The organism is Paractinoplanes ovalisporus (genome assembly GCF_016834655.1).
GTDB classification, from domain to species: Bacteria; Actinomycetota; Actinomycetes; order Mycobacteriales; family Micromonosporaceae; genus Actinoplanes; species Actinoplanes ovalisporus.
Genome location: NZ_JAENHP010000005.1, coordinates 333,044 through 356,548, shown reverse-complemented (window position 1 = coordinate 356,548; position 23,505 = coordinate 333,044). Strand labels below are relative to the sequence as shown.

The window sequence follows — 23,505 nt, the reverse complement described above, 5'->3', positions numbered from 1 at the left end:
ATCAGAACAGGCGTACGGAAGTCGAGCACTTCCGGGCGACACGCCGGAGGAATGTCGTACAGATGTTTGAATATGTCGTACCGCGCTATTACGGTCTTCCCTCAAGAGGGGTCAGTCCGGGCGAACGCCATCCCCACGGCGCGCGGCCCGGCACCGCGAACGCACCACGTGCCGCCAGGCACTGGCCGACAGGGAGGGCGGACGTGTCGACCGACGACCGGACGAGCAGCCGGCAACATCAGACCAAGCCAGACAGCGGAGCCGCTCTGCGCCGCCGCACACCGAGCCGCGGACGCTCCGCCGACGCGCCCCAGCTGCGCTCGGTCACTCCCGTGGTCAGCCAGTTCCCCGAGCCCGTCACCGCCGACCTCACCGCCCGCCAGAAGCGCATCCTCGAGTTCATCCGTGACTGGGTGGAGCGCTACGGCTATCCGCCGAGCGTGCGCGAGATCGGCGAGGCGGTCGGCCTGGTCTCGCCGTCCAGCGTGGCCTATCAGCTGAAGGCGCTCGAGACCAAGGGCTTCCTGCGGCGCGACCCCAACCGGCCCCGCGCCGTCGACGTGCGCTCCCCCAGCGAGATGGTCGACGAGGAGGGTCTGCGGTCGGCGCGCCCCCAGCCGGCGTACGTGCCGCTCGTCGGTCGCATCGCCGCCGGTGGCCCGATCCTGGCCGAGCAGGCCGTCGAGGAGTTCTTCCCGCTGCCACGCGAGCTGGTCGGCGAGGGCGAGGTCTTCATGCTCGAGGTCAAGGGCGACTCGATGATCGACGCGGCCATCTGCAACGGCGACTGGGTGGTCGTGCGTCAGCAGCCGACGGCGAACGCCGGCGACATCGTGGCCGCGATGATCGACGGCGAGGCGACCGTGAAGAGCTACCGCCAGCGCGACGGGCACGTCTGGCTGATGCCGGCCAACCCCGCGTTCGACCCGATCCCCGGCGACGACGCGACCATCATGGGCCGCGTCGTGGCCGTGCTGCGCCGGGTCTAGACAAGCTGGGTCCAGTAAGCCGGGCCAGGAGAAGAGGTCAACGCCGAGGGCCGTCGAAGCGGCCCTCGGGGCGGGCCCGGAACTCGTTCTGACCGCCGCCGTAGACCCCGCCGCCACGAGGGGGCTGACCTTGCGGACCCCGGGGCGGCTGGCCCTGCGGACCCCGGGGCGGCTGGCCCTGCGGACCGCGCGGTTGCTGACCCTGCGGACCCCGGGGCGGCTGCCCCTGGGGACCACGCGGAGGCTGACCCTGCGGACCCCGAGGCGGCTGCCCCTGGGGACCACGCGGAGGCTGACCTTGCGGGCCACGGGGAGGCTGACCTTGCGGGCCACGGGGAGGCTGCCCCTGGGGACCGCGAGGCGGCTGACCCTGCGGCCCACGGGGAGGCTGACCTTGCGGGCCACGCGGAGGCTGACCCTGGGGACCGCGAGGCGGCTGACCCTGCGGCCCACGGGGAGGCTGACCCTGCGGACCGCGCGGCGGCTGCTGGCCCTGGGGTGGCTTGGCACCGCCGTAGACACCGGCCCGCGCGGGCTGCTGCCCACCCTTGGCCGGGCCCGAACCGCCGTAGACGCCGTTGCCGGGTCGCTGCCCGTTGGCGCCCGCGCCGCTGCCACCGGCACCGCCGTAGACACCCGACTTGGCGCCGGACGATCCGTTGACCGGCCCCGAGCGGGCCCCGCCGTAGACCCCGTTGCGCTGCGGCGCCCCGCCGACCCCGATCAGCTCGGTCTCGGGCTCACCCTCGAGCGGGTTCTTGAAGTCTTTGTCGTCGTCGTCGGACACGACCGGCGAGGCCGCGACCCGCTTGCGGTGCCGCATGATGCCCAGCGCGCCGACGCCGACGAGGATCAGGCCGAGCAGGCCGACGCCGCCGACCGCGTAGGTGATGTCGCTGAGCTCGAGGTTCGCGTACCACGCGCCGCCGGAGTCCTCGCCCGCCTCCTTGGCCACCGTCGCGATCTTCGTGGCCGGCGTGTAGCGGAGGATGTAGTTCGGCGGTTCCTTCTCGCCGTTCATGTCCGAGGTCGTGTAGAAGTACTTGCCGTCGGGGCTGTAGGCGATGGCCTCGCCCAGCGTCTCGTTCGGCAGGCCGGTCGTGCGGGGCTTGCCCTTGATCGCGGCGAGCACGTCGCCGTTCGGCACGTCCCACTCGAGCGCGTCGGTGTAGGTCCGCAGGGCGACCTTGCCCCCGCCGGGCGCCACCGCGCCACCGCTGATCGTCTTGTTGCCGATCCGCGCGTACGGCCCGCCGGCCGTCTGCGTGGCGGACGGCTGGATCTCGGCGACGCGCCGCATCGGCACGCCTTCCTCGTTGTTGTCCTTCAGCGGGGCGGTCGGCTGGTAGACGCCCGCCGGCCGGCCGATCTCCTTGGTGACGATCAGCGGGGTGCCGTCGCCGTTGAGCAGCAGCGCCTCGGCGTCGTGCTTGTCACCCTCGGGGTAGGAGAGCCGGTGTAGAACGGGCTCGCCCTTGCCGGTCGCCGGCAGCGACCAGAGACCGATGGTGGGCCGGCTCTTGTCGTTGTCGAAGTTGTTGTCGCCGATGTCGGCGACCCACAGCGTCTTGCCGTCGGGCGAGAGGATCAGGTCTTCCGGATCGAGCTGGCCCTTGCCGCTGTATTTGACGGCGTCGGTGACCTCACACTTGGTGTTCAGGAAGAAGATGCGTTTGTTGGCGCTCGTGTCCGTGCTGTCGTTGATCACGACGTAGCCCGTGCGGGTCGCCACCAGGCCGGACGCCTCGGTGATCCGCTCGTCCTTGATCTCGCACATCTTCTTGCCGGCCACCGAGGGCGCACTGACCGTCGGGGCTGGATCCTCGGCAAACGCCGCGGACGAGCCGATCATCACCAGCCCGGAGGCCACGATCACCGGGAACACGAGACGCCGCATCCGATCAGTGTCGCATGCGGCGTCGCGTGCCGGTGTTACGCGTTAATCAACCCAGGTGGCGGGTGCCACGCCGGACGTGTCGTGAGAAACGCTCAGTTGCGGAACGACTCCAGTTCGCTCGCGAGCCGCTCGTCGACCCGGATCCGCAACTCGGATCCTTCCTCCAAATGGCGGGTCTGGAGTACCTGACCGGTCCGATGAATACGGGCGACCAGATCACCACGGTCATAAGGGAGCAGAACCCTCATGTCGACCGCCGGTTTCGGCAGCTTCTCGGCGATCGCCTGGTGCAGCTCGGCGATGCCCGCGCCGGAGCGGGCCGACACGAAGACGGCGTCGGGCCACGCGCGCTTGAGCCGCAGCACCGTCTCCTCGTCCGCGGCGTCCATCTTGTTGATCACCAGAAGCTCGGGGATGGCGTCGGCACTGACCTCGGCCAGCACCTCACGCACGGCGCTGACCTGACCCTCGGGGTCGGGGTGGGCGCCGTCGACGACGTGCACGACGAGATCGGCGAACGAGACCTCCTCGAGCGTCGAACGGAACGCCTCGACGATCTGGTGCGGCAGGTGACGGACGAAGCCCACCGTGTCGGACAGCGTGTAGACGCGGCCGTCTTCGGCGGCGGTGCGCCGGGTGGTCGGGTCGAGCGTGGCGAACAGCGCGTCCTCGACCAGCACACCGGCCTGGGTCAGGCGGTTGAGCAGGCTGGACTTGCCGGCGTTGGTGTAGCCGGCGATGGCCACGGCCGGAACGCCGCTGCTCTGCCGCCGCGAGCGCTTGGTCTGGCGTACGGTCCGCATGGCCTTGATCTCGCGGCGGAGCTTGGCGATGCGCTGGTTGATGCGGCGGCGGTCGGTCTCGAGCTTGGTCTCACCGGGACCACGCGTCCCGACGCCACCACCGCCCGAACCACCACCGGCGCCACCACCCTGACGGGACAGCGACTCACCCCAACCACGCAGACGCGGCAGGAGGTATTGCAGCTGGGCCAGCTCGACCTGGGCCTTACCCTCTTTGCTCTTCGCGTGCTGGGCGAAGATGTCGAGGATCAGGGCCGTACGGTCGACGACTTTGACCTTGATCTGTTGCTCGAGATTCCGCAGCTGCGAAGGCGAGAGCTCGCCGTCGCAGATGACCGTGTCGGCCCCGGTGGCGATGACCGCGTCGCGCAGCTCGTCGACCTTGCCCCGGCCGATGAAGGTGGCCGTGTCGGGCCGGGAACGCCGCTGGATCAGACCCTCGAGCACCTGGGAGCCGGCCGTCTCGGCCAGCGCGGCGAGCTCGGTCAGCGAGTTGTCGGCGTCTTCGACCGTTCCCTCGGTCCAGACGCCGACCAGGACGACCCGCTCGAGCCGCAGCTGCCGGTACTCGACCTCGGTGATGTCGGTGAGCTCGGTGGAGAGGCCGGCGACCCGCCGCAGCGAGTGCCGCTCCTCGAGCTCGAGTTCCCCGGACGTCACATCCGGCTCGTCAACCTCAAGTACGGGTGCCTGGTAAGTGTTTCGCAAAAGGTGACCTCCTCGGCCCCGATCGTGGCACGTCACCGTGATGGGCGCATCCACATAACGTGGCCGGGCGTTGTCGAACGAGTGTTGGGCACTACTACAACCACCCGGATGGAATCCCATATTCCACGGGGGCAAGATTACGGTGACGCACCCACCAATGTCGGAGGGAACACCGTGGTGACGACCCGCCTGCCGAGCGCAGGATTCTCGATCACGATCCGGATAGCTGTGACCGCGGACGCCTCGTCCATCGGCCGGCTCACCACCTGTGTCGGCGAGGCCGGCGCCATCGTGACGGCCCTCGACGTGGTCGACTCGGACCCCACGCGCGTGCTCGTCGACCTCACCTGTGACACCGCCGACTCCAACCACGCCGACCAGGTGGTCAAGCAGCTGGAGGAGCAGGACGGCGTCGACGTCCGCAAGGTCTCCGACCGCACCTTCCTGCTGCACCTGGGCGGCAAGATCGAGGTCCAGTCGAAGGTCGCGCTGCGCACCCGTGACGAGCTCTCCCGGGCGTACACGCCGGGTGTGGCCCGGGTCTGCATGGCGATCGCGGAGAACCCGGCCGACGCCCGCCGCCTGACCATCAAGCGCAACACCGTCGCCGTGGTCAGCGACGGCTCGGCCGTGCTCGGCCTGGGCAACATCGGCCCGGCCGCGGCCATGCCGGTCATGGAGGGCAAGGCCGCGCTGTTCAAGCGGTTCGGCGGCGTCGACGCGTGGCCGGTCGTGCTCGACACGCAGGACACCGACGAGATCGTGAGCATCGTGAAGGCGATCGCTCCGGCCTACGGCGGCATCAACCTCGAGGACATCGCCGCGCCGCGCTGCTTCGAGATCGAGGCCCGCCTGCGCGAGCAGCTGGACATCCCGGTCTTCCACGACGACCAGCACGGCACCGCGATCTGCGTGCTGGCCGCGCTGACCAACGCGCTGCGGGTCGTGGGCAAGCGGCTCGAGGACGTGCGGGTCGTGGTGTCGGGTGCGGGCGCGGCCGGCACGGCGATCATGAAGCTGCTGCTGCGCCAGGGCGTGGGCGACATCATCGCGTACGACCGGAAGGGCGCCCTGCACCGCGGCATGCCGGACATGACGGAGACGTGGCAGTGGCTGGCCGAGCACACCAACAAGGCCAATTACTCGGGTGACCTGCCGGGCGCGATCGTCGGTGCCGACGTGTTCATCGGCGTGAGCGCGCCCAACCTGCTGACCGGCGACGACGTGGCCAAGATGGCCGACAAGTCGATCGTGTTCGCGCTGGCCAACCCCGACCCCGAGGTCGACCCGCGCGAGGCCCGCCGGCACGCCGCGGTGGTCGCCACCGGCCGGTCCGACCAGCCCAACCAGATCAACAACGTGCTGGCCTTCCCGGGCGTCTTCCGCGGCATGCTCGACGTGAGCGCCGAGGAGTTCACCGAGGAGATGGCGCTGGCCGCGGCTCGCGCGATCGCCGACGTGGTGGGCGAGGACAAGCTCAACCCCACGGTCATCATCCCGAGCGTCTTCGACCCGAAGGTGACGCCCGCGGTGGCGGCGGCGATCCGGGCGGCCGTACGCGGCCCGGTCGCGACCGCCCACAACACGGCCGCCCTGCCCGAGGCCGACCTCGACACCGCCCCCGAAGAGACCTTCTAGCGGGCGAGCCAGCCGGTCAGTTCGGCGACCCTGTCGGTGATCAGGCCGACCGCTCCGGCCCGGGTCAGCGGCTCCCACTCGGCGATGTCGTTGGCCGTCCAGGGCATCACGGCGACGCCCCGGGCGGTCAGCGAGGCCACCGTCTCCGGGTCGCCCAGCACATCGGCCGTCGACGGGTTGAGGCAGACCACCTCGAGCTCGTCGGCCAGGGCCAGGGTGTCGGCCTCGAAGCGCAGGCGCAGCAGGCCCCGGCGGATCGACGGGTCGGCCTCGCGGACCAGCCGCACGATCTCGGGGTCGAAGCTCTGCACGATCGTGCGGTCGCGGACCCCGGCCGCGGTGACCAGCTCCAGGATCGTCTTGATCTGGGGCCGGGTCGCGGGCGGCTTGATCTCCAGCAACAGCTCGGGGCCGGTCACCAGCTCGAGGACCGATGTGAGCGTGGGGACGCGGACCCCGGCGTACGCGGATGAGAACCACGCGCCGGCGTCGAGGGCGGCCACTTCGGCGTACGGGAGATCCCAGACGTGCCCGGAGCCCGCGGTCGTGCGGTCGAGGGTGCGGTCGTGGATGACCACCGGCACGTCGTCGGCCGTGGTGCGCACATCGAACTCCACATGGGTGGCGCCCGCTCGCACGGCCGCCTCGAAAGCGGGCAGCGTGTTCTCGGGCGCGACCCAGGAATAGCCGCGGTGCGCGACGTTGTGCATCAGACGGTTTCGCCCGTGGCCACCAGCACGGCCGGACCGGCCAGCCACCAGCGGTCCTGCTCGTCGTGGGTGACCGTCAGGCGACCGCCGGGCAGGTCGACCGCGACCGTGCCGGTGGCCAGGCCGGCGTCGCGCAGGGCGACCGCGCCGACGGCCAGCGCGCCCGAGCCGCACGACAGCGTCTCGCCGGAACCACGCTCGTACACGCGCATCTCGACGTGCAGGTCGGTCTCGGGCAGCGGCTCGGCCGGGACCACGAACTCGACGTTCACCCCGGAGGCGAACAGCGCGCGGTCGAAGCCCGGCGCCACGTGCAGATCGAGCGACGACAGCGACAGGCCGTCGTGCAGGCCGCACACCAGGTGGGGGTTGCCGCAGTCGACGGCCACGCCCGGGAAGGTCAGCGGGCCGGCGGTCGCGGTGCTGGCCGCGTACAGGGAAGGGCTTCTCATGTGCACCCGGATCTGGTCGCCCTCGACAACCGCGACCACGACGCCGGCTCGCGTCGCGACCGGAATGCCGCTCGGGTCGGCGGCGGCGAGACCGTGGGACACCAGGTAGCGGGTGAAGACACGCACCCCGTTGCCGCACATCTCGGCGATCGAGCCGTCGCTGTTGCGGTAGTCCATGAACCACTCGGCCTCGGACGCCAGACCCGCGCCGGCCGGTTCCTTCGCGCTGCGCACGACACGCAGGACGCCGTCGGCGCCGATGCCGAACCGCCGGTGACACAGCTGCGCCACCTGCTCAGCGGTGAGGTCGAGGGCGCCGTCGACGTCCTCGATGATCACAAAGTCGTTGCCGGTGCCGTGACCCTTGGTGAAATGCACGCCGACCATCATCGCGTAAGCGCGAGGGCATCCGCCAACAGCGTCGGCGAGGCGCCGTCCAACCAGGTGATCGACGGGTCACGCCGGAACCACGAGCGCTGCCGCCGCACAAAACGGCGAGTTCCCCGTACGGTGTCGGCCTTGGCCTCGTCCTGGGTCATGTCACCGTCGATCTCCGCCAGCGCCTGCTGGTAGCCGAGCGCCCGGGAAGCCGTACGGCCGTCGCGCAGCCCCAAGGGAAGCAGGGCGCGCACCTCTTCCAGAAGTCCCGCCTGCCACATCAGGTCGACCCGGAGCGCGATCCGCTCGTCGAGGTCGTCGGTGGCCCGGTCGACCCCGATCTGCACCGACGGGTAATAAGGCGTCGGCGACGGCAGGGCCGCGGTGAACGGCTGCCCGGTCAGCTCGATCACCTCCAGCGCGCGCACGATCCTCCGCCCGTTCGAGGGAAGAATCTTCTCGGCCGCCACCGGGTCGCTGACCCGCAGCCGCTCGTGCAGCTCGGCCGGGCCCGACGAGACCAGCTCCTGTTCGAGCCGCGCCCGGACGGCGGGATCGGTGCCCGGGAACTCGAACTCCTCGAGAACCGCCCGCACATAGAGACCGGAGCCGCCGACCAGAAGGGGCGTCTTTCCGCGCGCGAGGACGTCGTCGATCGCCGCCCGGGCCAGCGCCTGGTATTCGGCGACGGCCGCCGGGAACGTCACGTCCCAGATGTCGAGCAGGTGATGAGGTACGCCTTCCCGCTCGTCCGAGGTGAGTTTCGCGGTGCCGATGTCCATCCCGCGGTACAGCTGCATCGAGTCGGCGTTGACCACTTCGCCGCCCGTTTCGTGCGCGAGAGCGATGCTGAGTGCGGACTTGCCCGCCGCCGTCGGCCCGACGACGGTGATCACGCGGGGAGCTCCTGCGAACGGCACGGAGCAACGGTAGGCCAAGGTTTGGACACGATCATCGGCGGGCGCTTCCCCGTAACCGGGTTGGACCTGTGACAATGCGCGAGAAAGAATGCCTTGGAGAAGCTGGGCGTTCGACTGCGCCGTGGCGGTGGTCACCGATCAGGTGAGATCGGGGATGCCGGGAAGACGAGGATGGGTCATGAACGACTGGACGGCCTTCGGGCGGGTGGATGCCGACGGCACCGTGTACGTGAAGACCGCCGAGGGCGACCGCGTGGTCGGCTCCTGGCAGGCGGGCACCCCCGAGGAGGGGTTGGCCCACTTCGCGCGACGCTTCGCCGACCTGGTGACCGAGGTCGAGCTCGTCGAGGCCCGGCTCAAGTCCGGCGCGGCCGACGCGGCGCACTCCCTGACCAGCGTCAAGCGGCTGCGCCAGCAGCTCGACGAGGCGCACGTGGTCGGCGACATCGACGGCCTCGCCACGCGGCTCGACCGCCTGGCCACGCTGGCCGACGAGAAGGCCGGCGAGGCGCGTGCGGCCCGTGAGACGGCCCGGGCCGAGGCCGTCGTGCGCAAGACCGCGCTGGTCGAGGAGGCGGAGAAGATCGCCGCCGAGTCCACCGGCTGGAAGTCGGCGGGCGACCGGCTCAAGGAGATCCTCGACGAGTGGAAGACCATCCGCGGCGTCGACAAGAAGACCGACGGCGAGCTGTGGAAGCGGTTCGCCACGGCCCGTGACGGCTTCACCCGCCGCCGCGGCGCCCACTTCGCCACCCTCGACGGCCAGCGCAAGCAGGCCCAGACGGCCAAGGAAGAGCTGGTCGCCGAGGCCGAGAGCCTGTCCGAGTCGACCGAGTGGTCGGCCACGGCGAACCGGCTCAAGGAACTCATGGCCGAGTGGAAGGCCGCGCCGCGCGCCGCCAAGGAGGCCGAGCAGCGCCTCTGGGAAAGGTTCCGCGCCGCTCAGGACGCGTTCTTCACCCGCCGCAGCGAGGTCTTCTCGGCCCGCGACGCGGAATACAAGGGCAACCTCGACCGCAAGCACCAGATCCTGGCCGAGGTCGAGGCGCTCGACGTCGACGCCGACCCGCGCGGCGCGCAGAACAAGCTGCGTGACGCCCAGGCCGCGTGGCACGACGCGGGCCGGGTGCCGCGCGAGTCGGCCGCCTCGCTCGACCGTCGCTGGCGGGCCGCCGAAGAGCGCATCCGCGTGGCGATGGACTCGGCCTGGCGCAAGACCACGCCGCAGGACAACCCGCTGCTCCAGCAGATGCGTGAGCAGGTGGCCGAGGCCGAGCAGCGTCTCGAGCGGGCCAAGGCCGCCGGGGATGCCAAGCGGGTGCGTGAGGCTGAGCAGGCGCTCAACTCGAAGAAGCAGTTCCTCGCTCTGGCTGAGCAGGCTTCTTAATTTCCGTACGGGATTTTGGGGGCGCTTCGGTTTTCCGAGGCGCCCCTTTCTCGTGCGGCCCTGTCTCGTGCGCCCCTTTTCTCGTGCGGCCCTTTCTCGTGCGGCCCTTTCTCGTGCGGCCCTGTCTCGTGCGGCCCTGTCTCGTGCGGCCCTGTGGACAGCTGGCTTTGCGCTCGACGGCCGCTGTGGATAACGCGCGGTTTTGTCAGACCCCACCGATAGGCTTGCGCCGGGCTCCGGCCCCCGGTGGAGGGCGGGGACTGATTAGGAGTCGTACCTAGGCAAGATCGGCCAGCTCACGGGGTGAGGCGTTGCCCCCGGAGCAGACGACCGCCACCTCCCGGCCCGCGAACCGGTCCGGGAACTCCAGCAGCGCCGCCAACGCGGCCGCCCCCGCTCCCTCGGCCAGCGTGTGCGCCTTGGCCGCGAGCAGGCGCTGGGCCTCGGCGATGCGCTCGTCGGAGACCAGCACGAAGTCGGTCAGGTGCTTGCGCATCAGCGCCTGGGGCAGCTCGTAACCGCGGCCCGTGGCCAGGCCCTCGACGCGGGTCTGGTTGGGGCGCGTGCACAGGTCACCGGCTCGCCAGGAATCGTGGGCGGCGGGTGACGCGGCCGATTGCACCGCGATGACCTCGCAGCCCGGGGCCATCTCGGCCGCCACGACGGCCGCGGCTGCGGCGCCGGTTCCGCTGCCGACCGGCACGATGATCGCGGACAGCGTGGGCCGCTCGGTGAGGATCTCCTCGTAGAGGGTGCCGACTCCGGCCAGCAGCTCGGGCGTGTCGCCGGGGCTGACCAGCCGCTGACCGGTCTCGGCGGCCAAGGTGACAGCGTGCGCCTCGGCGTCGGCCAGCGTGTCGCCGGTCAGCACCACCGTGGCGCCCCAGGCCTGGACGGCGGCGACCTTGGACGGGTTCGCGGCGGCGGGCATGACGACCGTGCACGGCTGGCCGAAGCGGTGACTCGCGTACGCCATGGCCTGGGCGTGGTTGCCGGTCGAGTAGGTGACGGTGCCGCCGCGCGAGGTGGCCAGCAGGTTGAGCGCACCGCGCACCTTGAAGGCGCCGATGGGCTGGGTGTTCTCGTGCTTGACGTGCACGGTGGCGCCGACGGCGGCGTCGAGCACGGGATAGGACCACATCGGCGTGGGCGGCAGCGGGCGGACGGCGGCGCGGACGGCGGCGTACGAGAACTCCATGCCTTTGATCGTCGGGGTGCACCCATGCATCAGTCCAATGCCGGATCTCGAACGAACCTATAGACAGGGTCGATAGATTGGCCGGATGCTCGACGTTACTCGTCTGCGGGTCCTGGTCGCGGTCGCAAAACACGGGTCGGTGACCGCGGCCGCCGACGCGCTGCACTACGCCCAGCCGTCGGTCAGCCACCATCTGGCGCGGCTCGAGGCCGAGACCGGAGCCCGGCTGGTCCAGCGGGCCGGGCGCGGCATCCGGCTGACCGAGGCGGGGCGGCTGCTCGCGGACCGGGCCGAGGAGATCCTGGGGCGTCTCGACGCGGCCGAGGACGAGCTGGCCGCGCACACCGGGCTGCGGGCGGGACGCGTACGGCTGGCGGCTTTCCCCTCCGCGCTCGGCACCTTCGTCCCGGCGGCGGCCGCGGCCTTCGACGCCGATCATCCGGGGGTCGACCTGCGGTTCCGCGAGGCCGAACCGCCCGAGGCGATCGACCTGCTGCGCCGCGGCGAGGTGGACGTGGCGGTGATCTTCACGCACGACGACGGGCCGGACGTGGCGGGGCTGCGCACCGAGACGCTGTTCGAGGACGAGACCTACCTGGTCGCGCCGGCCGGCTGGCCCGGTGACCGGCTCGCCGACCATCGGGACCGGCGGTGGATCGGCGGGTGCGAGCGGTGCCGCGAGGAGCTGCTGCGGGCCTGCGCCGCCGAGGGTTTCACCCCGGACATCCGGTTCACCACCGACGACTACGTGGCCGCTCAGCAGCTCGTGGCGCGCGACCTCGGCGTGACGACCCTGCCCGCGCTGGCTCTCACGGCACACCGGAACGAGAGCGTACGGGTGGTGCCTCTGCCCGGACGCATGCGGCGCGTGCTCGTCGCGGTCGCCGGTGAGCCGCCCGACCCGCCGGCGACCCGGGCCCTGCTGGAACGGATCAGAGCGAGCAGCCCTCGGCCGCCGGCAGCGGAGCCGGAACCCCGATCGTCGGCAGGCCCAGCGACACACCCTTGAGCTTGGGGGTGCGGCCCGATTCAAAGGCGTCACCGGCCCGCGTACGGCGGTGGGTCAGCGGCACCCCGTCGGCGTTCAGGTGGTGCGGAGCCGCGTATGTCACCACGGTCTCGACGATGTCGCCGGGGCGCGGGGTGAGGTCGCCGGTCGCGAAGTGCACGAGGCGGCCGTCGCGGGCCCGGCCGCTCATCCGGCCCGTACGTTCGTCCTTGCGCCCCTCGCCGACCGCGACGAGCACCTCGACCTTCTCGCCGACCAGCTTCTTGTTCTCGGCCCAGGTGGTCTCTTCGAGCAGCGCGATCAGCCGCTCGTAACGCTCCTGCACCACGGCCTTGGGCAGCTGCTCGTCCATGATCGCGGCCGGGGTGCCGGGACGCTTGGAGTATTGGAAGGTGAACGCGCTGGAGAACCGGGCCCGGCGTACGACTTCGAGGGTCTGCTCGAAATCTTCGTCGGTCTCGCCCGGGAAGCCGACGATGATGTCGGTCGTGATCGCGGCGTCGGGCATGGCGGCCCGCACCTTGTCGATGATGCCGAGGTATTTCTCCTGGCGGTAGCTGCGGCGCATGGCCTTGAGCACACGGTCGGAGCCGGACTGCAGCGGCATGTGCAGCGAGTGGCAGACGTTGGGCGTCTCGGCCATCGCGGCGATCACGTCGTCGGTGAAGTCTTTCGGGTGGGGGCTGGTGAACCGGACCCGCTCCAGGCCCTCGATCTCGCCGGTGGCGCGCAGCAACTTGCCGAAGGCGAGGCGGTCGCCGAACTCGACGCCGTACGAGTTGACGTTCTGCCCGAGCAGCGTGACCTCGAGGACGCCCTCTTTGGTGAGCGCTTCGACCTCGGCCAGGATCTCGCCCGGGCGGCGGTCCTTCTCCTTGCCGCGCAGCGACGGGACGATGCAGAACGTGCAGGTGTTGTTGCACCCCACAGAGATCGAGACCCAGCCCGCGTACGTCGATTCGCGCTTGGTCGGCAGCGTCGACGGGAACACCTCGAGCGACTCGAGGATCTCGACCTCGGCCTCCTGGTTGTGCCGGGCGCGTTCGAGCAGGGCCGGCAGCGAGCCGATGTTGTGGGTGCCGAAGACGACGTCGACCCAGGGGGCCTTCTTGACGATGTCGCCGCGGTCCTTCTGGGCCAGGCAGCCCCCGACCGCGATCTGCATGTCGGGGTTCTTCACCTTGGTGGGGCGCAGGTGGCCGAGGTTGCCGTAGAGGCGGTTGTCGGCGTTCTCCCGCACGGCGCAGGTGTTGAAGACCACGACGTCGGCCGACTCGGGATCGGCGGCGCGCACGTAGCCCGCATCTTCCATCAGGCCGGAGATGCGCTCGCTGTCGTGCACGTTCATCTGGCAGCCGTAGGTGCGCACGTCGTACGTGCGCGAGGCGCCGGCGATTTCACTAGTCATGGCAATTGACCAGGGTACGTCAGGCCGCTTTGTCCTCGGGAGCCGCGGCGCATGCCGGATCGTCGCCGGTGCACGGGCGCACGTGCCGCCTCTCGGGGCCGTCGTCGGTCTCGACCTCGTCGACGTGCACGTGACGCAGGCCGCCGGCCGGGTCGGCCAACACGTAGCGTGTCGGGTTCAGCGAGTCGTCCGGAAGGATGATCTCCACCTCGAGCCGGACGGCGACGGCGCTCGCGGCGGTGGTTTCCGCGATCGTCTCCGGGGCCAGGTAGACATCGATCAGCGTCGGGAAGTCGCCGCTGACGTGATAGACGTCGCACAGCACCGCCCCGTCCATACCCTCCGCATCCAGGGAGATCACGGTGCGTTCCAGCGCGCCCGCGAGAGCGCCTTGGACCCGCTCTCCCGAGAGGGACGAGGAGGCCGCCCAGTTCCAAAGGCCGCCTGTCGGATCCATGTCAGCCATACCGAACATGGTGGACAATGCTCGCGCCTCGCACTTCCTGTGTTACCGCTCCGTGACCATTCTCGGTGTGAACCGATACAAGGGCCCACATAGAGTGTGCCCATCCGGGTGATCCGCCAGAACAGGGACGGTGGTCCAGCAGTGTCCGACGAGGCTCTCATCGTCCTCGACAAAGTGAACAAGTGGTTCGGTCCGCTGCATGTTCTCGACAACGTGAGTCTCTCCGTTGCCAAGGGCGAAGTAGTTGTCGTGATCGGACCGTCGGGTTCCGGCAAGTCCACACTTTGTCGCTCGATCAACCGGCTCGAGCCGATCAACGACGGCACCATCACCTTCGACGGGCAGCCGCTGCCCGCCGAGGGTCGCCCGCTCGCGCGGCTACGCAGCGAAGTCGGCATGGTGTTCCAGTCCTTCAACCTGTTCGCGCACAAGACGATCCTGCAGAACGTCATGCTCGGCCCGGTGAAGGTGCGCAAGGAGAAGCCGGCGGTCGTCCGCGACCGGGCGATGTCCCTGCTCGACCGGGTCGGCATCGGCAACCAGGCGGAGAAATACCCCGCCCAGCTCTCCGGCGGCCAGCAGCAGCGGGTGGCGATCGCCCGCGCCCTGGCCATGCAGCCCAAGGCGATGCTGTTCGACGAGCCCACCAGCGCCCTCGACCCCGAAATGGTCGGCGAGGTGCTCGAGGTCATGACCTCGCTCGCCAAGGAGGGCATGACGATGGTGGTCGTCACCCACGAGATGGGCTTCGCCCGCCACGCGGCCAACCGTGTGGTCTTCATGGCCGACGGCCAGCTTGTCGAGTCCGCTCCCCCGGCCGAGTTCTTCGCCAATCCGAAGAGCGATCGCGCCAAGGACTTCCTCTCCAAAATCCTCACGCACTAAAGCTCTCAGTCCATAAGACAGATACGAATTCGAGGAGCGACAATCATGCGCATCACCCGATTGGCAGCCACGCTCGGAGCGCTCACCATGGCGCTGGCCGTGGCCGCGTGCGGCGGGGACGACGAGGGCACCGGCAGCGGCAGCGGCGCGAGCGGCATCGAGGGCAAGGCCTCCAGCGGCAAGCTCGTGATCGGCGTCAAGGCCGACCAGCCCGGCCTCGGCCTGCAGACCGGCAGCACCTACGCCGGCTTCGACATCGAGATCGGCAAGATCATTGCCAAGGGTCTCGGCGTCCCCGAGTCCGGCATCGAGTGGAAGACCACGGTCTCCTCCAACCGCGAGCCGTACATCCAGCAGGGTCAGGTCGACGTGGTCGTGGCCACATACACGATCAACGACGAGCGCAAGAAGGTCGTCAACTTCGCCGGGCCGTACTACAAGGCCGGCCAGGACCTGCTCGTCCCGACCGCCTCGACGATCACCGGTCCCGAGGCGCTGGCCGGCAGGCGGGTCTGCTCGGTGAGCGGGTCGACCCCGGCCAAGCGGATCCAGACCGACTACAAGGACGCCAAGCTCCAGCAGTTCGACTCGTACTCGAAGTGCGTGACGGCACTGGCCGGCGGTCAGGTCGACGCGGTCACCACCGACGACATCATCCTCGCCGGGTACGCCGCGCAGGACCAGTACGCGGGCAAGTTCAAGGTGGTCGGCAAGCCGTTCAGCGAGGAGCCGTACGGCATCGGCCTGAAGAAGGACGACACCGCGGGCTGCAACAAGATCAACGACATCCTGAAGGCCGCGGCCACCGACGGGTCGTACAAGAAGGCCTGGGACGACACGCTCGGCAAGAGCGGCACGGCCGCGCCGGAGCTCGACACGGCGGCGCTCTCCAACTGCAGCTGATCCTCATCTAGTCGGCGGGGCCGGGCGACCGGCCCCGCCGCCTTTGTTCCACCTCACTCATCGAAGGTGCCGATGGACGTCTTCTCCGACCCGTTGAACCGGGACGTGTACATCACCGGGTTCCTCTGGATCCTGAAGCTCACGCTCGCCGGTGGTGTCGGCGCTCTGGTGCTCGGCGTCGTTCTCGCCGCGATGCGGGTGTCGCCGATTCCGGTGCTGCGTGGCTTCGGCACCGCCTGGGTCAACATCTTCCGCAACACCCCCCTCACACTGATCATCTTCTTCTGCTACTTCGGTCTCTTCTCGACGCTGGGCCTCTCGCTCGCCGACGACATCGACCTGAACAACTTCTGGCTCGGCGTGATCGGCGTCTCGGTCTACACCGCGGCGTTCGTCTGCGAGGCCATCCGCTCCGGCATCAACACGGTGCCCCCGGGTCAGGCCGAAGCGGCTCGCGCGATCGGCATGACGTTCCTGCAGACCCTGACGATCGTGATCCTGCCGCAGGCCGGCCGGGCGGTCATCGCGCCGCTGGGCAGCATCCTCATCGCGCTCTGCAAGAACACGACGATCGTCGGCACGATCGGCCTGATGGAGTCGTCGAGCGCGATGAAGCAGCTGATCAACGAGAACGGCGACAACGTCATCCCGATCTTCCTGGTCTTCGCCGGCACCTTCGCCCTGGTTCTGATCCCCACCGGCTACGCGTTCGGCTGGCTGGCCAACCGTCTGGCGGTGAAGCGATGAGTACCGACGCCGTCCTCTACGACCACCCGGGGCCCAAGGCCAAGGCGCGCAACCTCGTCCTGACGATCGTCTTCGGCATCGCCCTGCTGGGGCTGCTCTACTGGATCTACTCGCGCTTCGACGCGAAGGGCCAGTGGGACGGTGTGCTCTGGAAGCCCTTCACGTACGGCACCACCTGGAACGACTACATCATTCCGGGCCTGCTGAACACACTGAAGGCGGCCGCGGTCGCGATGGTGCTGTCGCTGGCGTTCGGCATCATCTTCGCCGTGGGCCGGCTCTCCGACCACTGGTGGGTGCGGCTGCCCGCCGGCGCGGTGGTCGAGTTCTTCCGGGCCGTGCCCCTGCTGCTGATGATGTTCTTCATCTTCTTCGGAGTGCCGTTCATCACCGAGCAGCCCATGTCGATCTTCTGGGCCGTGGTGATCGGCCTGACCCTCTACAACGGGTCGGTGCTGGCCGAGGCGTTCCGGGCCGGCGTCCACTCGGTGCCCCGGGGGCAGAGCGAGGCCGCGTACGCGATCGGCATGCGCAAGAGCCAGGTGATGGGCCAGATCCTGATCCCGCAGGCGGCCCGCGCGATGCTGCCGGTGATCGTCAGCCAGCTCGTCGTGCTGGTGAAGGACACCGCGCTGGGTTACATCATCTCGTACAGCGAACTCATCCAGCTCGGCGTCAACAACCTCTCGGCCAACTACGGCAACGTGCTGCAGGCCGCCATCGTGGCCGCGATCATCTACATCATCGTCAACACGCTGCTCACCTCGTTCGCCGGGTGGCTCTCGCGACGCACGCGTCGCCGCGGTCGCGCGCCTCGGGAGGCCGGCACGGCGGCCGAGCAGGCCACCATCGGGCCCAGCATGGGCGGCGGAGGCGTTTCCTGACACCGTTCGAACGATGTCGCTGTGGCCCCGGACATACTCCGGGGCCACAGTGGTATTCCGGCTTGCCCTCGCGCCGTGACGCTTGCGATGCTGCCGCCATGATCTCCACGGACGACGTCACCAACGAGCCGTTACGAGCCCAGTTCGAGGTCTTCCTCGACGAGCACCGCCGGGCTCTGCACGACTGTCTCGACGATCTGACCGAGGAGCAGGTGCGGCGTTCCCTGGTGCCGTCCCGCACCACGCTGCTGGGGCTGGTCAAGCACGCGACCTTCGTTGAGAAGGTGTGGTTCGACGAGGCCGTCACGGGGCGTCCCCGGTCCGAGATCGGCATTCCCGCCGACCCCGACGAGTCGTTCATCCTGGATGATTCGGACAGCATTGCTTCCGTACGGGCTGATTTTGCCGCCGCTGTCGAGGCGTCTCGGCGGGCCGTCGCCGATCTCTCGCTGGACGACACCCTGACCGGCAACCGTCGCGGTCCGCTGCCGCTGCGCTGGATCTATCTGCACCTGCTGCGGGAACTGGCGCAGCACTGCGGCCACGCCGACATCCTGCGCGAGCAGCTGGGACTAACGAGCGAGCTCGGTGACTCGTGATTCCCGGACGACCGTGACCCGGATCTGCCCCGGGTAGGTCAGCTCCTCCTCGATCTGCTTCGCCACGTCGCGGGCCAGCACCGCCGCGCCGATGTCGTCGATGTCGTCCGGGCGCACCATCACCCTGATCTCGCGCCCGGCCTGCATCGCGAAGACCTTCTCCACGCCGACCTTGCCGGCGGCGATCTCCTCGATGCGCTCCAGCCTCTTCACGTACGCCTCGAGGCTCTCCCGCCGGGCCCCCGGCCGCCCGCCCGAGCAGGCGTCAGCGGCCTGGGTCAGCACGGCCTCGATGGTCTGCGGCTGCACCTCGTTGTGGTGCGCCTCGATCGCGTGCACCACGTCGTCGGACTCGCCGAACTTGCGGGCCAGGTCGGCGCCGATCAGCGCGTGGCTGCCCTCCACCTCGTGGGTCAGCGCCTTGCCGATGTCGTGCAGGAAGGCCGCGCGCTTCATCGTCGGGATGTCCAGGCCCAGCTCGGCGGCCATGATCCCGGCGATGTGGGCGGTCTCGGAGAGGTGCTTGAGCACGTTCTGGCCGTAGCTGGTGCGGTAGCGCAGCCGGCCCAGCAGCTTGGCCAGCTCGGGGTGCAGGTCGGTGATGCCGACGTCGACCAGCGCCTCCTCGGCGGCCCGGTCACAGAGGATGTCGACCTCGTTCTTGGCGCTGTCGAAGACCTCCTCGATGCGGTGCGGGTGGATGCGCCCGTCCAGCACCAGCTTCTCGAGGGTCAGGCGGCCGACCTCACGCCGTACGGGATCGAAGCAGGAGAGCAGCACCGCCTCGGGAGTGTCGTCGATGATCAGGTTGACGCCGGTGACCGACTCGAACGCGCGGATGTTGCGGCCCTCGCGGCCGATGATCCGGCCCTTCATCTCGTCGCTCGGCAGATGCAGCACGCTGACCACGCTCTCCGAGGTCTGCTCGCTGGCGATGCGCTGGATGGCGTCGACCACGATGTGGCGGGCGCGGGTGTCGGCGGTGCTGCGGGCGTCGCTCTCGATGTCGCGCACCAGGATTGCGGCCTCGCGCTTGGCCTGCGCCTCGATGCTCTCGACGAGCTCGGTGCGGGCGACCTCGGCGGTCAGGCCGGCGATCCGTTCCAGCTCGCGGCGCTTCGTCTCCTCGGCACCGGCCAGCTCGGCCTCGCGGCCGGCCAGGGCGCTCTCACGGCCGGCCAGATCGGCGTCCATCGTCGCCAGGCGGCGCTCCCGCTCGACCAGGCGCTCGACCTCGTCGGCGTGCAGGCGCTCGCGCTCGTCGATGCGGGAGGTGCGGCGCTCGACCTCGGCCGCCTGCTCCTTGGCGGTCGTGTTGAGCAGGGCGACCTCGCGCTCCCCCTGGCGGCGGGCGGCCGCGCGGACCTGCTCGGCGTCGGCCTCGGCCTGGCGGTGCGCGTGCTCGAGGATCGTGTCGGCTTCACTGTGCGCCGCTTCGAGAACGCGGCGGGCTTCGGCGCGGGCGGCGCTGGCCTCGGCCTTGGCGGCGGCGGCCTCCGCCCGTACGGAAGCCGCTTTGGCATTGGCGTCGTCGACCTTGGCGTTGGCGTCCTCAACCTTGGCGAGCGCGTCGTCGACGGCCTGACCCTGCCCCTGGGCGTCGGCCCGGACCTTGTGCAACTGGCGCAGCGCCCGTGCGCCGAGCACCATGCCGGCCACCACGATGGCGGCGAGGACGACGATCGCCACCACCAGCACCCAGTCCAGGGCGGTCGTCATCTGCCGCGTCTCCCCTCGATCGCCGGGCGCGTTGTGAGCACGCCGGCCAGTTGCGGGATGCCCGACCAAGGCAGACGACCGCAGGCGTCATCGAGCCGCCGCCCTCGAGGGGGACAACGGTGCTGAACCGCCCATATATCGAGCCACGCGACGCCTGCGGTCGGGCGCCGGGGCCTTGCTTGCTGGCTACAAGTGATGCCGGAAAGTTATGCGATCTATGTTGTGCGTGTTGCATGCGATGGTCGAACAAACCTTGTGTAACGCGAGGCTAGGTCGCGAGTGCCACTTCGGTCAAGGATCCATGATTCGGCAGCGGATGGGACTTAGGGCACAGACCTGCTTACGCCCAGCTCACGATACCGGTGGGCAAATCAGGCGTACCGGGACCAGAGATCGCGCATCGGATCCCACTTCTCACCCAGACCCTCTTTCCAGTACGCCAGCAGGTAACCGGCGACCGGGGTGTCGGCGTCGTCCCACCACATGCCGCTGACCGTCCGGGTGGTTCCACTCTCCGTGAGACGGTACGCGTACTCCACGTAATTGCCCGTGGTTCGGCCCGACGGGGTGGCCCTTTCCGCCGCGGGGGCGACGCCCGGGGTGAGCGTGCGGGCGTCGACGGCCTGACCCAGCGCCTTCACCCGGGCCTTGTCACGGTCGGCGGTCGAGTTGTATTCCACGAAGATCGCGCTCATGCCGTCGAGGGTGCAGCGGACGCGGGCCTTCTCGCCAGTGTTGGCCTTGGGACGCGAACAGGCCGACAAATAGGGCAGGAAACCCTCGGAGATCGCGGTGAGGCCGGTGCCGGCGAAGTCGGGCTGGTTGATCGCCACCTGGTTCTGTTCGAACACGCCGAGCTGACCGCTCGCGGTCGGTGCCGGGGCCGGCTCGGTCGTGGCCGGGGTGGCCTTCGGAGCGGTGGCGCGGCCGGCGAACCAGCCGCCCGTGCCGAACAGGAGGAGGCCCGCTACCAGGCCGGCGAGGATGCCCAGGACCAGGCGGCTGCGCTCGGGCGGTGGGGTCGGCTCGATGCGGCGGCCGGGTGGGGCGTTGAAGCCGTACGGGGTTTCGGTCCAGCCCTCCTGGCGCTCGCCGAAGGGGTCGGGGGCGGGGCTGCTCTGGAAGGGGCCGTAGCCGCTGCCGCTCGTCGGGCTGAAGCCGCCGCCGCTCGTCGGGATGTAGCCGCCGCCGATTGTCGGGTTCGAGCCGTACGGCGGGCCCGACGGGGTGCCCGGGTAGGGCGCGCCGCTGGACGGAGTACCGCCTGTCGGGGTTCCCGGGTACGACGCGCCGCTGGACGGAGTACCGCCTGTCGGGGTTCCCGGGTAGGGCGCGCCGCTGGACGGAGTACCGCTCGTCGGAGCGCCGCTCGTCGGGGTCTCGCCCGCTGGGGTTTCGCTCGTCACCCACGGCTGTGTGCCGGCGGGGTCACCCGGCCGTGCCGGGCCGTGACCCGCGGCCACCTGGTGCGACGATGCCGGGCTGGGGTTGCCCGGTGCGGCCGCGCCGGGGCCTCGGACCGTCTGGCGCGGGATCGTCTCGGCGGGCGGCTGCGCGCTGATCGGCGCGGTCGGCTCGGCACCCTCCGGGAAGGGACCGTAGCCCCGCCTTCCTTGCTGCGAAGACTCGGTCACAACACCGCATATTACCAATCAGTGGCGAACGCCGATGTCCGCCGACGACCCCCGCCACCTGGGAATTCGATCACATTCGATCGTCGCGACACCGATAATGACGAGTCCGGCCGCGGCATGTCGCCACGACCGGATTCGATCCGTTTTATCGCACTCAGGACCCGGTTCCGCGCCTCGGCCCCTGCATCTCAGGCCCGAGCCTCGGCGCCTGGCCGGACCGAGTCGGTTCCGTCAGGCCCGAGTGTCGGGCCGACGCCGCGTCACGAGCATCAGAACCACGCCGCCGACCAGCACGGACGCCCCGAGGCCGGCCACGCCGACCACGTTCATGCCGGTGACCGGAAGGCCGCCGCCACCACTCGAGCCGCCACCGCCGCCGGTGTCGTTGTCGTCGTCCTGGTCGTCGGACACGCCGCCGTCCTGGTCGTCCTCGCCGGTGCCGCCACCCGTGCCGGTGTCGTCGGTCGGCGGGGTCTCCCCCGGACCGTTGTCACTCGGCGGGGTCTCCCCGCCGTTGCCGGGCGGGGTCTCGCCACCGTTACCCGGCGGAGTCTCCCCACCGTCACCGGGCGGAGTCTCGCCACCATCGCCAGGCGGAGTCTCCCCACCGTCACCGGGCGGGGTTTCCCCACCATCGCCAGGCGGAGTCTCGCCACCATCGCCGGGCGGAGTCTCCCCGCCGTCGCCGGGCGGGTTCTCGCCGCCACCGCCGCCGGGGTTCTCGCCCGGCGTGCCCGGAGTCTCGTCGTCGCCGGGAGTCTCCTCGTCGGCGGCCGCGCCGACGTCCTTCGGGTCCTCGGTGACGATGACAACGCCACGCGTGGCGGTCTGCGTGGTCGCCGCACTGGCAGCGTGCCCACCGGCGAGCGCCGCGACGCCGACCGCCCCGACCAACACACCGAGGCGCGCGACCACGCGCACACCCCGGTGGCGCGCAAGCTGATTGATCCGCATGTCCCTCCCCGTTTTTCGTGCAGCGGGGACACTCCACATGCCAGAGACCCCCGCGATCCGGCCAGCAACGTAGCCCAGATCAGAGATCTCGCGCCATCCACACCCAGCGATATGTGGATTTCCGGACACAGATCGTTACCTATATAGACCACTTTCACCCAAGCGGCCGCCGGCCCATCACACTCCGCACCAGACTCACAGCGCACCCAGGCCAGGGCCCCGAACCCCGCCGGCGCAGTCACCCACGCTCCGGTTCCACCCCGATTACAGCCGAGCCACAACGCGGAAGCGCGGCACGACCCAGAAGCACGCGGCACGACGCGGCGTGACGGCGGGCGGCAGGGACGTGTCGGAGGGGCGTCAGGAATCGGGTCGGCGTCGGAGGCGTCAGGAATCGGGTCGGCGTCGGAGGCGTCAGGAGTTGGGGTCGGCGTCGGAGGCCATGGCGTCGGCGTCGATCTGGTCTGCGAACTCGGCCGCCTCAGCGTCGCGGGCGGCCAAGGCGTCTTTGACCGCCCGGATGGCCACACCGGCGGAGTAACCCTTGCGGGCCAGCATGCCGACCAGGCGGCGGAACACCGCGTCGGGCTCACCGCGGGCCGTGCGCAGCTTGCGGTCGACCAGGGCGCGGGCCGTTGCGGCCTCGTCCTCGTCGTCGACCGTTTCGAGGGCCTCGCCGGCCACCTCGGCGTCGACACCACGCTGGCGCAGCTCATTGGCCAGCGCTCGCCGGGCCAGCCCACGACCGTGATGCCGGCTGGACACCCACGCCAGGGCGAACGCGGCGTCGTCGATGATCCCGACCTCGTCGTAACGGTCGAGAACCTCGGCGATCACCTCTTCCGAGATCTCCTTGCGAGCGAGCACCTTGGCCAGCTCGGCCCGGGTGCGCGGCCGCACCGCGAGCTGACGCAGACAGATCTCGCGCGCCCGTTCGCTCTCGCTCTGGGCCGGCTGCTTGTTGTCGTTCCGCGTGTTCTCGTTCCGTTTGTTCTCGCCCGGCCCGGATTCCCGGTCGCCACCACGACGTCCACGACGCGAGCCACGTCCGCCCGCTCCCCCGGACCCGGACTCCCCGAACCGTCCACGAGAGCCACCGAGCCGCGACCGGCCACCTTCTTCGGATCCGTCACCGCCCCACGCACCGCGCGCCGCGCCGGCCGAGTCGTCACCAGAATCACGACGCGACGAACCACCACGCGACCAACGGGCAGGCG

Annotated in this window: 21 protein-coding genes; 9 read left to right on the top strand and 12 right to left on the bottom strand. The window is 70.0% G+C overall.

Features of this window, described 5'->3' with window-relative positions; all coding sequences use genetic code 11:
- The first annotated feature begins 203 nt into the window (after positions 1 to 203).
- Positions 204 to 989, top strand: a complete 786-nt coding sequence (gene lexA, locus JIG36_RS19510) for a transcriptional repressor LexA (protein WP_203377751.1) — start codon at positions 204 to 206, stop codon at positions 987 to 989.
- Between the two features lie 37 nt (positions 990 to 1,026).
- On the opposite strand, the gene JIG36_RS19505 is transcribed toward lexA, so the two are convergent.
- On the bottom strand, positions 1,027 to 2,886 hold the full coding sequence (locus JIG36_RS19505) for a hypothetical protein (protein ID WP_203377750.1): 1,860 nt from the start codon (positions 2,884 to 2,886) through the stop codon (positions 1,027 to 1,029).
- 92 nt (positions 2,887 to 2,978) lie between these two features.
- A complete protein-coding gene (gene hflX / locus JIG36_RS19500) occupies positions 2,979 to 4,397 on the bottom strand; it encodes a GTPase HflX (protein ID WP_203377749.1) in 1,419 nt (472 codons plus the stop codon).
- A gap of 174 nt (positions 4,398 to 4,571) precedes the next feature.
- Here hflX and JIG36_RS19495 point away from each other — a divergent pair, with 174 nt between their 5' ends.
- Positions 4,572 to 6,035, top strand: a complete 1,464-nt coding sequence (locus tag JIG36_RS19495) for an NAD-dependent malic enzyme (protein WP_203377748.1) — start codon at positions 4,572 to 4,574, stop codon at positions 6,033 to 6,035.
- Here the strand turns inward: JIG36_RS19495 and JIG36_RS19490 are convergent.
- From JIG36_RS19490 to miaA, 3 genes are read right to left on the bottom strand one after another with little or no spacing between them, the layout of a single operon-like run.
- Complete coding sequence (locus JIG36_RS19490; protein ID WP_203377747.1) at positions 6,032 to 6,745, bottom strand: glycerophosphodiester phosphodiesterase; 714 nt, start codon at positions 6,743 to 6,745, stop codon at positions 6,032 to 6,034. The genes JIG36_RS19495 and JIG36_RS19490 overlap by 4 nt on opposite strands.
- On the bottom strand, positions 6,745 to 7,575 hold the full coding sequence (dapF, locus tag JIG36_RS19485) for a diaminopimelate epimerase (RefSeq protein ID WP_203377746.1): 831 nt from the start codon (positions 7,573 to 7,575) through the stop codon (positions 6,745 to 6,747). Before dapF ends, JIG36_RS19490 begins: the two co-directional genes overlap by 1 nt.
- Positions 7,576 to 7,583: 8 nt before the next feature.
- Positions 7,584 to 8,513, bottom strand: a complete 930-nt coding sequence (miaA, locus tag JIG36_RS19480; RefSeq protein ID WP_236047589.1) for a tRNA (adenosine(37)-N6)-dimethylallyltransferase MiaA — start codon at positions 8,511 to 8,513, stop codon at positions 7,584 to 7,586.
- Between the two features lie 160 nt (positions 8,514 to 8,673).
- Between miaA and JIG36_RS19475 the strand changes: the two genes are divergently transcribed.
- Complete coding sequence (locus JIG36_RS19475; protein ID WP_203377745.1) at positions 8,674 to 9,882, top strand: DUF349 domain-containing protein; 1,209 nt, start codon at positions 8,674 to 8,676, stop codon at positions 9,880 to 9,882.
- Positions 9,883 to 10,159: 277 nt separating this feature from the next.
- Here the strand turns inward: JIG36_RS19475 and JIG36_RS19470 are convergent, their stop codons facing one another.
- Positions 10,160 to 11,080, bottom strand: a complete 921-nt coding sequence (locus tag JIG36_RS19470) for a threonine ammonia-lyase (protein ID WP_203377744.1) — start codon at positions 11,078 to 11,080, stop codon at positions 10,160 to 10,162.
- Positions 11,081 to 11,165: 85 nt separating this feature from the next.
- On the opposite strand from JIG36_RS19470, the gene JIG36_RS19465 reads away from it, so the two are divergent.
- Entirely contained in the window at positions 11,166 to 12,089 is a 924-nt protein-coding gene (locus JIG36_RS19465; protein ID WP_203377743.1) for a LysR family transcriptional regulator, read from the top strand.
- Here JIG36_RS19465 and miaB read toward each other — a convergent pair.
- The gene (gene miaB, locus JIG36_RS19460) at positions 12,013 to 13,497 is read right to left on the bottom strand and encodes a tRNA (N6-isopentenyl adenosine(37)-C2)-methylthiotransferase MiaB (RefSeq protein ID WP_203377742.1); all 1,485 of its coding nucleotides are present in this window, start codon (positions 13,495 to 13,497) and stop codon (positions 12,013 to 12,015) included. The two genes, JIG36_RS19465 and miaB, sit on opposite strands and share 77 nt — an antisense overlap.
- 19 nt (positions 13,498 to 13,516) lie before the next feature.
- Positions 13,517 to 13,963 (bottom strand): hypothetical protein, encoded by a 447-nt coding sequence (locus tag JIG36_RS19455; RefSeq protein ID WP_236047586.1) that lies wholly within the window; start codon positions 13,961 to 13,963, stop codon positions 13,517 to 13,519.
- Between the two features lie 141 nt (positions 13,964 to 14,104).
- On the opposite strand from JIG36_RS19455, the gene JIG36_RS19450 reads away from it, so the two are divergent.
- The 5 genes from JIG36_RS19450 (at position 14,105) to JIG36_RS19430 (ending at position 17,981) form a co-directional block, all read left to right on the top strand.
- On the top strand, positions 14,105 to 14,848 hold the full coding sequence (locus tag JIG36_RS19450; RefSeq protein WP_203377740.1) for an amino acid ABC transporter ATP-binding protein: 744 nt from the start codon (positions 14,105 to 14,107) through the stop codon (positions 14,846 to 14,848).
- A 45-nt stretch (positions 14,849 to 14,893) separates the two neighbouring features.
- The gene (locus tag JIG36_RS19445) at positions 14,894 to 15,751 is read left to right on the top strand and encodes a glutamate ABC transporter substrate-binding protein (protein WP_203377739.1); all 858 of its coding nucleotides are present in this window, start codon (positions 14,894 to 14,896) and stop codon (positions 15,749 to 15,751) included.
- Between the two features lie 72 nt (positions 15,752 to 15,823).
- Positions 15,824 to 16,498 (top strand): amino acid ABC transporter permease, encoded by a 675-nt coding sequence (locus JIG36_RS19440; protein WP_203377738.1) that lies wholly within the window; start codon positions 15,824 to 15,826, stop codon positions 16,496 to 16,498.
- Positions 16,495 to 17,382 carry an amino acid ABC transporter permease gene (locus tag JIG36_RS19435; RefSeq protein WP_203377737.1) on the top strand — a complete coding sequence of 296 codons (888 nt, stop codon included), beginning with the start codon at positions 16,495 to 16,497 and terminating at the stop codon, positions 17,380 to 17,382. The genes JIG36_RS19440 and JIG36_RS19435 overlap by 4 nt, the downstream gene beginning before the upstream one ends.
- A 98-nt stretch (positions 17,383 to 17,480) precedes the next feature.
- Positions 17,481 to 17,981 (top strand): DinB family protein, encoded by a 501-nt coding sequence (locus tag JIG36_RS19430; RefSeq protein ID WP_203377736.1) that lies wholly within the window; start codon positions 17,481 to 17,483, stop codon positions 17,979 to 17,981.
- Here JIG36_RS19430 and rny read toward each other — a convergent pair.
- The 4 genes from rny to JIG36_RS19410 form a co-directional block, all read right to left on the bottom strand.
- A complete protein-coding gene (gene rny / locus JIG36_RS19425; RefSeq protein ID WP_203377735.1) occupies positions 17,955 to 19,700 on the bottom strand; it encodes a ribonuclease Y in 1,746 nt (581 codons plus the stop codon). The two genes, JIG36_RS19430 and rny, sit on opposite strands and share 27 nt — an antisense overlap.
- Positions 19,701 to 20,071: 371 nt before the next feature.
- Positions 20,072 to 21,334 (bottom strand): hypothetical protein, encoded by a 1,263-nt coding sequence (locus JIG36_RS19420; RefSeq protein ID WP_203377734.1) that lies wholly within the window; start codon positions 21,332 to 21,334, stop codon positions 20,072 to 20,074.
- Positions 21,335 to 21,565: 231 nt separating this feature from the next.
- Entirely contained in the window at positions 21,566 to 22,288 is a 723-nt protein-coding gene (locus JIG36_RS19415) for a hypothetical protein (RefSeq protein ID WP_203377733.1), read from the bottom strand.
- A 414-nt stretch (positions 22,289 to 22,702) separates the two neighbouring features.
- Positions 22,703 to 23,209, bottom strand: a complete 507-nt coding sequence (locus tag JIG36_RS19410; protein ID WP_203377873.1) for a regulatory protein RecX — start codon at positions 23,207 to 23,209, stop codon at positions 22,703 to 22,705.
- Between the last annotated feature and the right edge of the window lie 296 nt (positions 23,210 to 23,505).

Excerpts from the sequence above, each read along its gene's own strand:
- JIG36_RS19505 (WP_203377750.1), bottom strand. The coding sequence starts at position 2,886 with ATGCGGCGTCTCGTGTTCCCGGTGATCGTGGCCTCCGGGCTGGTGATG.
- JIG36_RS19490 (WP_203377747.1), bottom strand. The coding sequence starts at position 6,745 with ATGCACAACGTCGCGCACCGCGGCTATTCCTGGGTCGCGCCCGAGAAC.
- JIG36_RS19475 (WP_203377745.1), top strand. The coding sequence starts at position 8,674 with ATGAACGACTGGACGGCCTTCGGGCGGGTGGATGCCGACGGCACCGTG.
- JIG36_RS19470 (WP_203377744.1), bottom strand. The coding sequence starts at position 11,080 with ATGGAGTTCTCGTACGCCGCCGTCCGCGCCGCCGTCCGCCCGCTGCCG.
- JIG36_RS19465 (WP_203377743.1), top strand. The coding sequence starts at position 11,166 with ATGCTCGACGTTACTCGTCTGCGGGTCCTGGTCGCGGTCGCAAAACAC.
- miaB (WP_203377742.1), bottom strand. The coding sequence starts at position 13,497 with ATGACTAGTGAAATCGCCGGCGCCTCGCGCACGTACGACGTGCGCACC.
- JIG36_RS19455 (WP_236047586.1), bottom strand. The coding sequence starts at position 13,963 with ATGGCTGACATGGATCCGACAGGCGGCCTTTGGAACTGGGCGGCCTCC.
- JIG36_RS19445 (WP_203377739.1), top strand. The coding sequence starts at position 14,894 with ATGCGCATCACCCGATTGGCAGCCACGCTCGGAGCGCTCACCATGGCG.
- JIG36_RS19440 (WP_203377738.1), top strand. The coding sequence starts at position 15,824 with ATGGACGTCTTCTCCGACCCGTTGAACCGGGACGTGTACATCACCGGG.
- JIG36_RS19435 (WP_203377737.1), top strand. The coding sequence starts at position 16,495 with ATGAGTACCGACGCCGTCCTCTACGACCACCCGGGGCCCAAGGCCAAG.
- JIG36_RS19430 (WP_203377736.1), top strand. The coding sequence starts at position 17,481 with ATGATCTCCACGGACGACGTCACCAACGAGCCGTTACGAGCCCAGTTC.
- rny (WP_203377735.1), bottom strand. The coding sequence starts at position 19,700 with ATGACGACCGCCCTGGACTGGGTGCTGGTGGTGGCGATCGTCGTCCTC.
- JIG36_RS19415 (WP_203377733.1), bottom strand. The coding sequence starts at position 22,288 with ATGCGGATCAATCAGCTTGCGCGCCACCGGGGTGTGCGCGTGGTCGCG.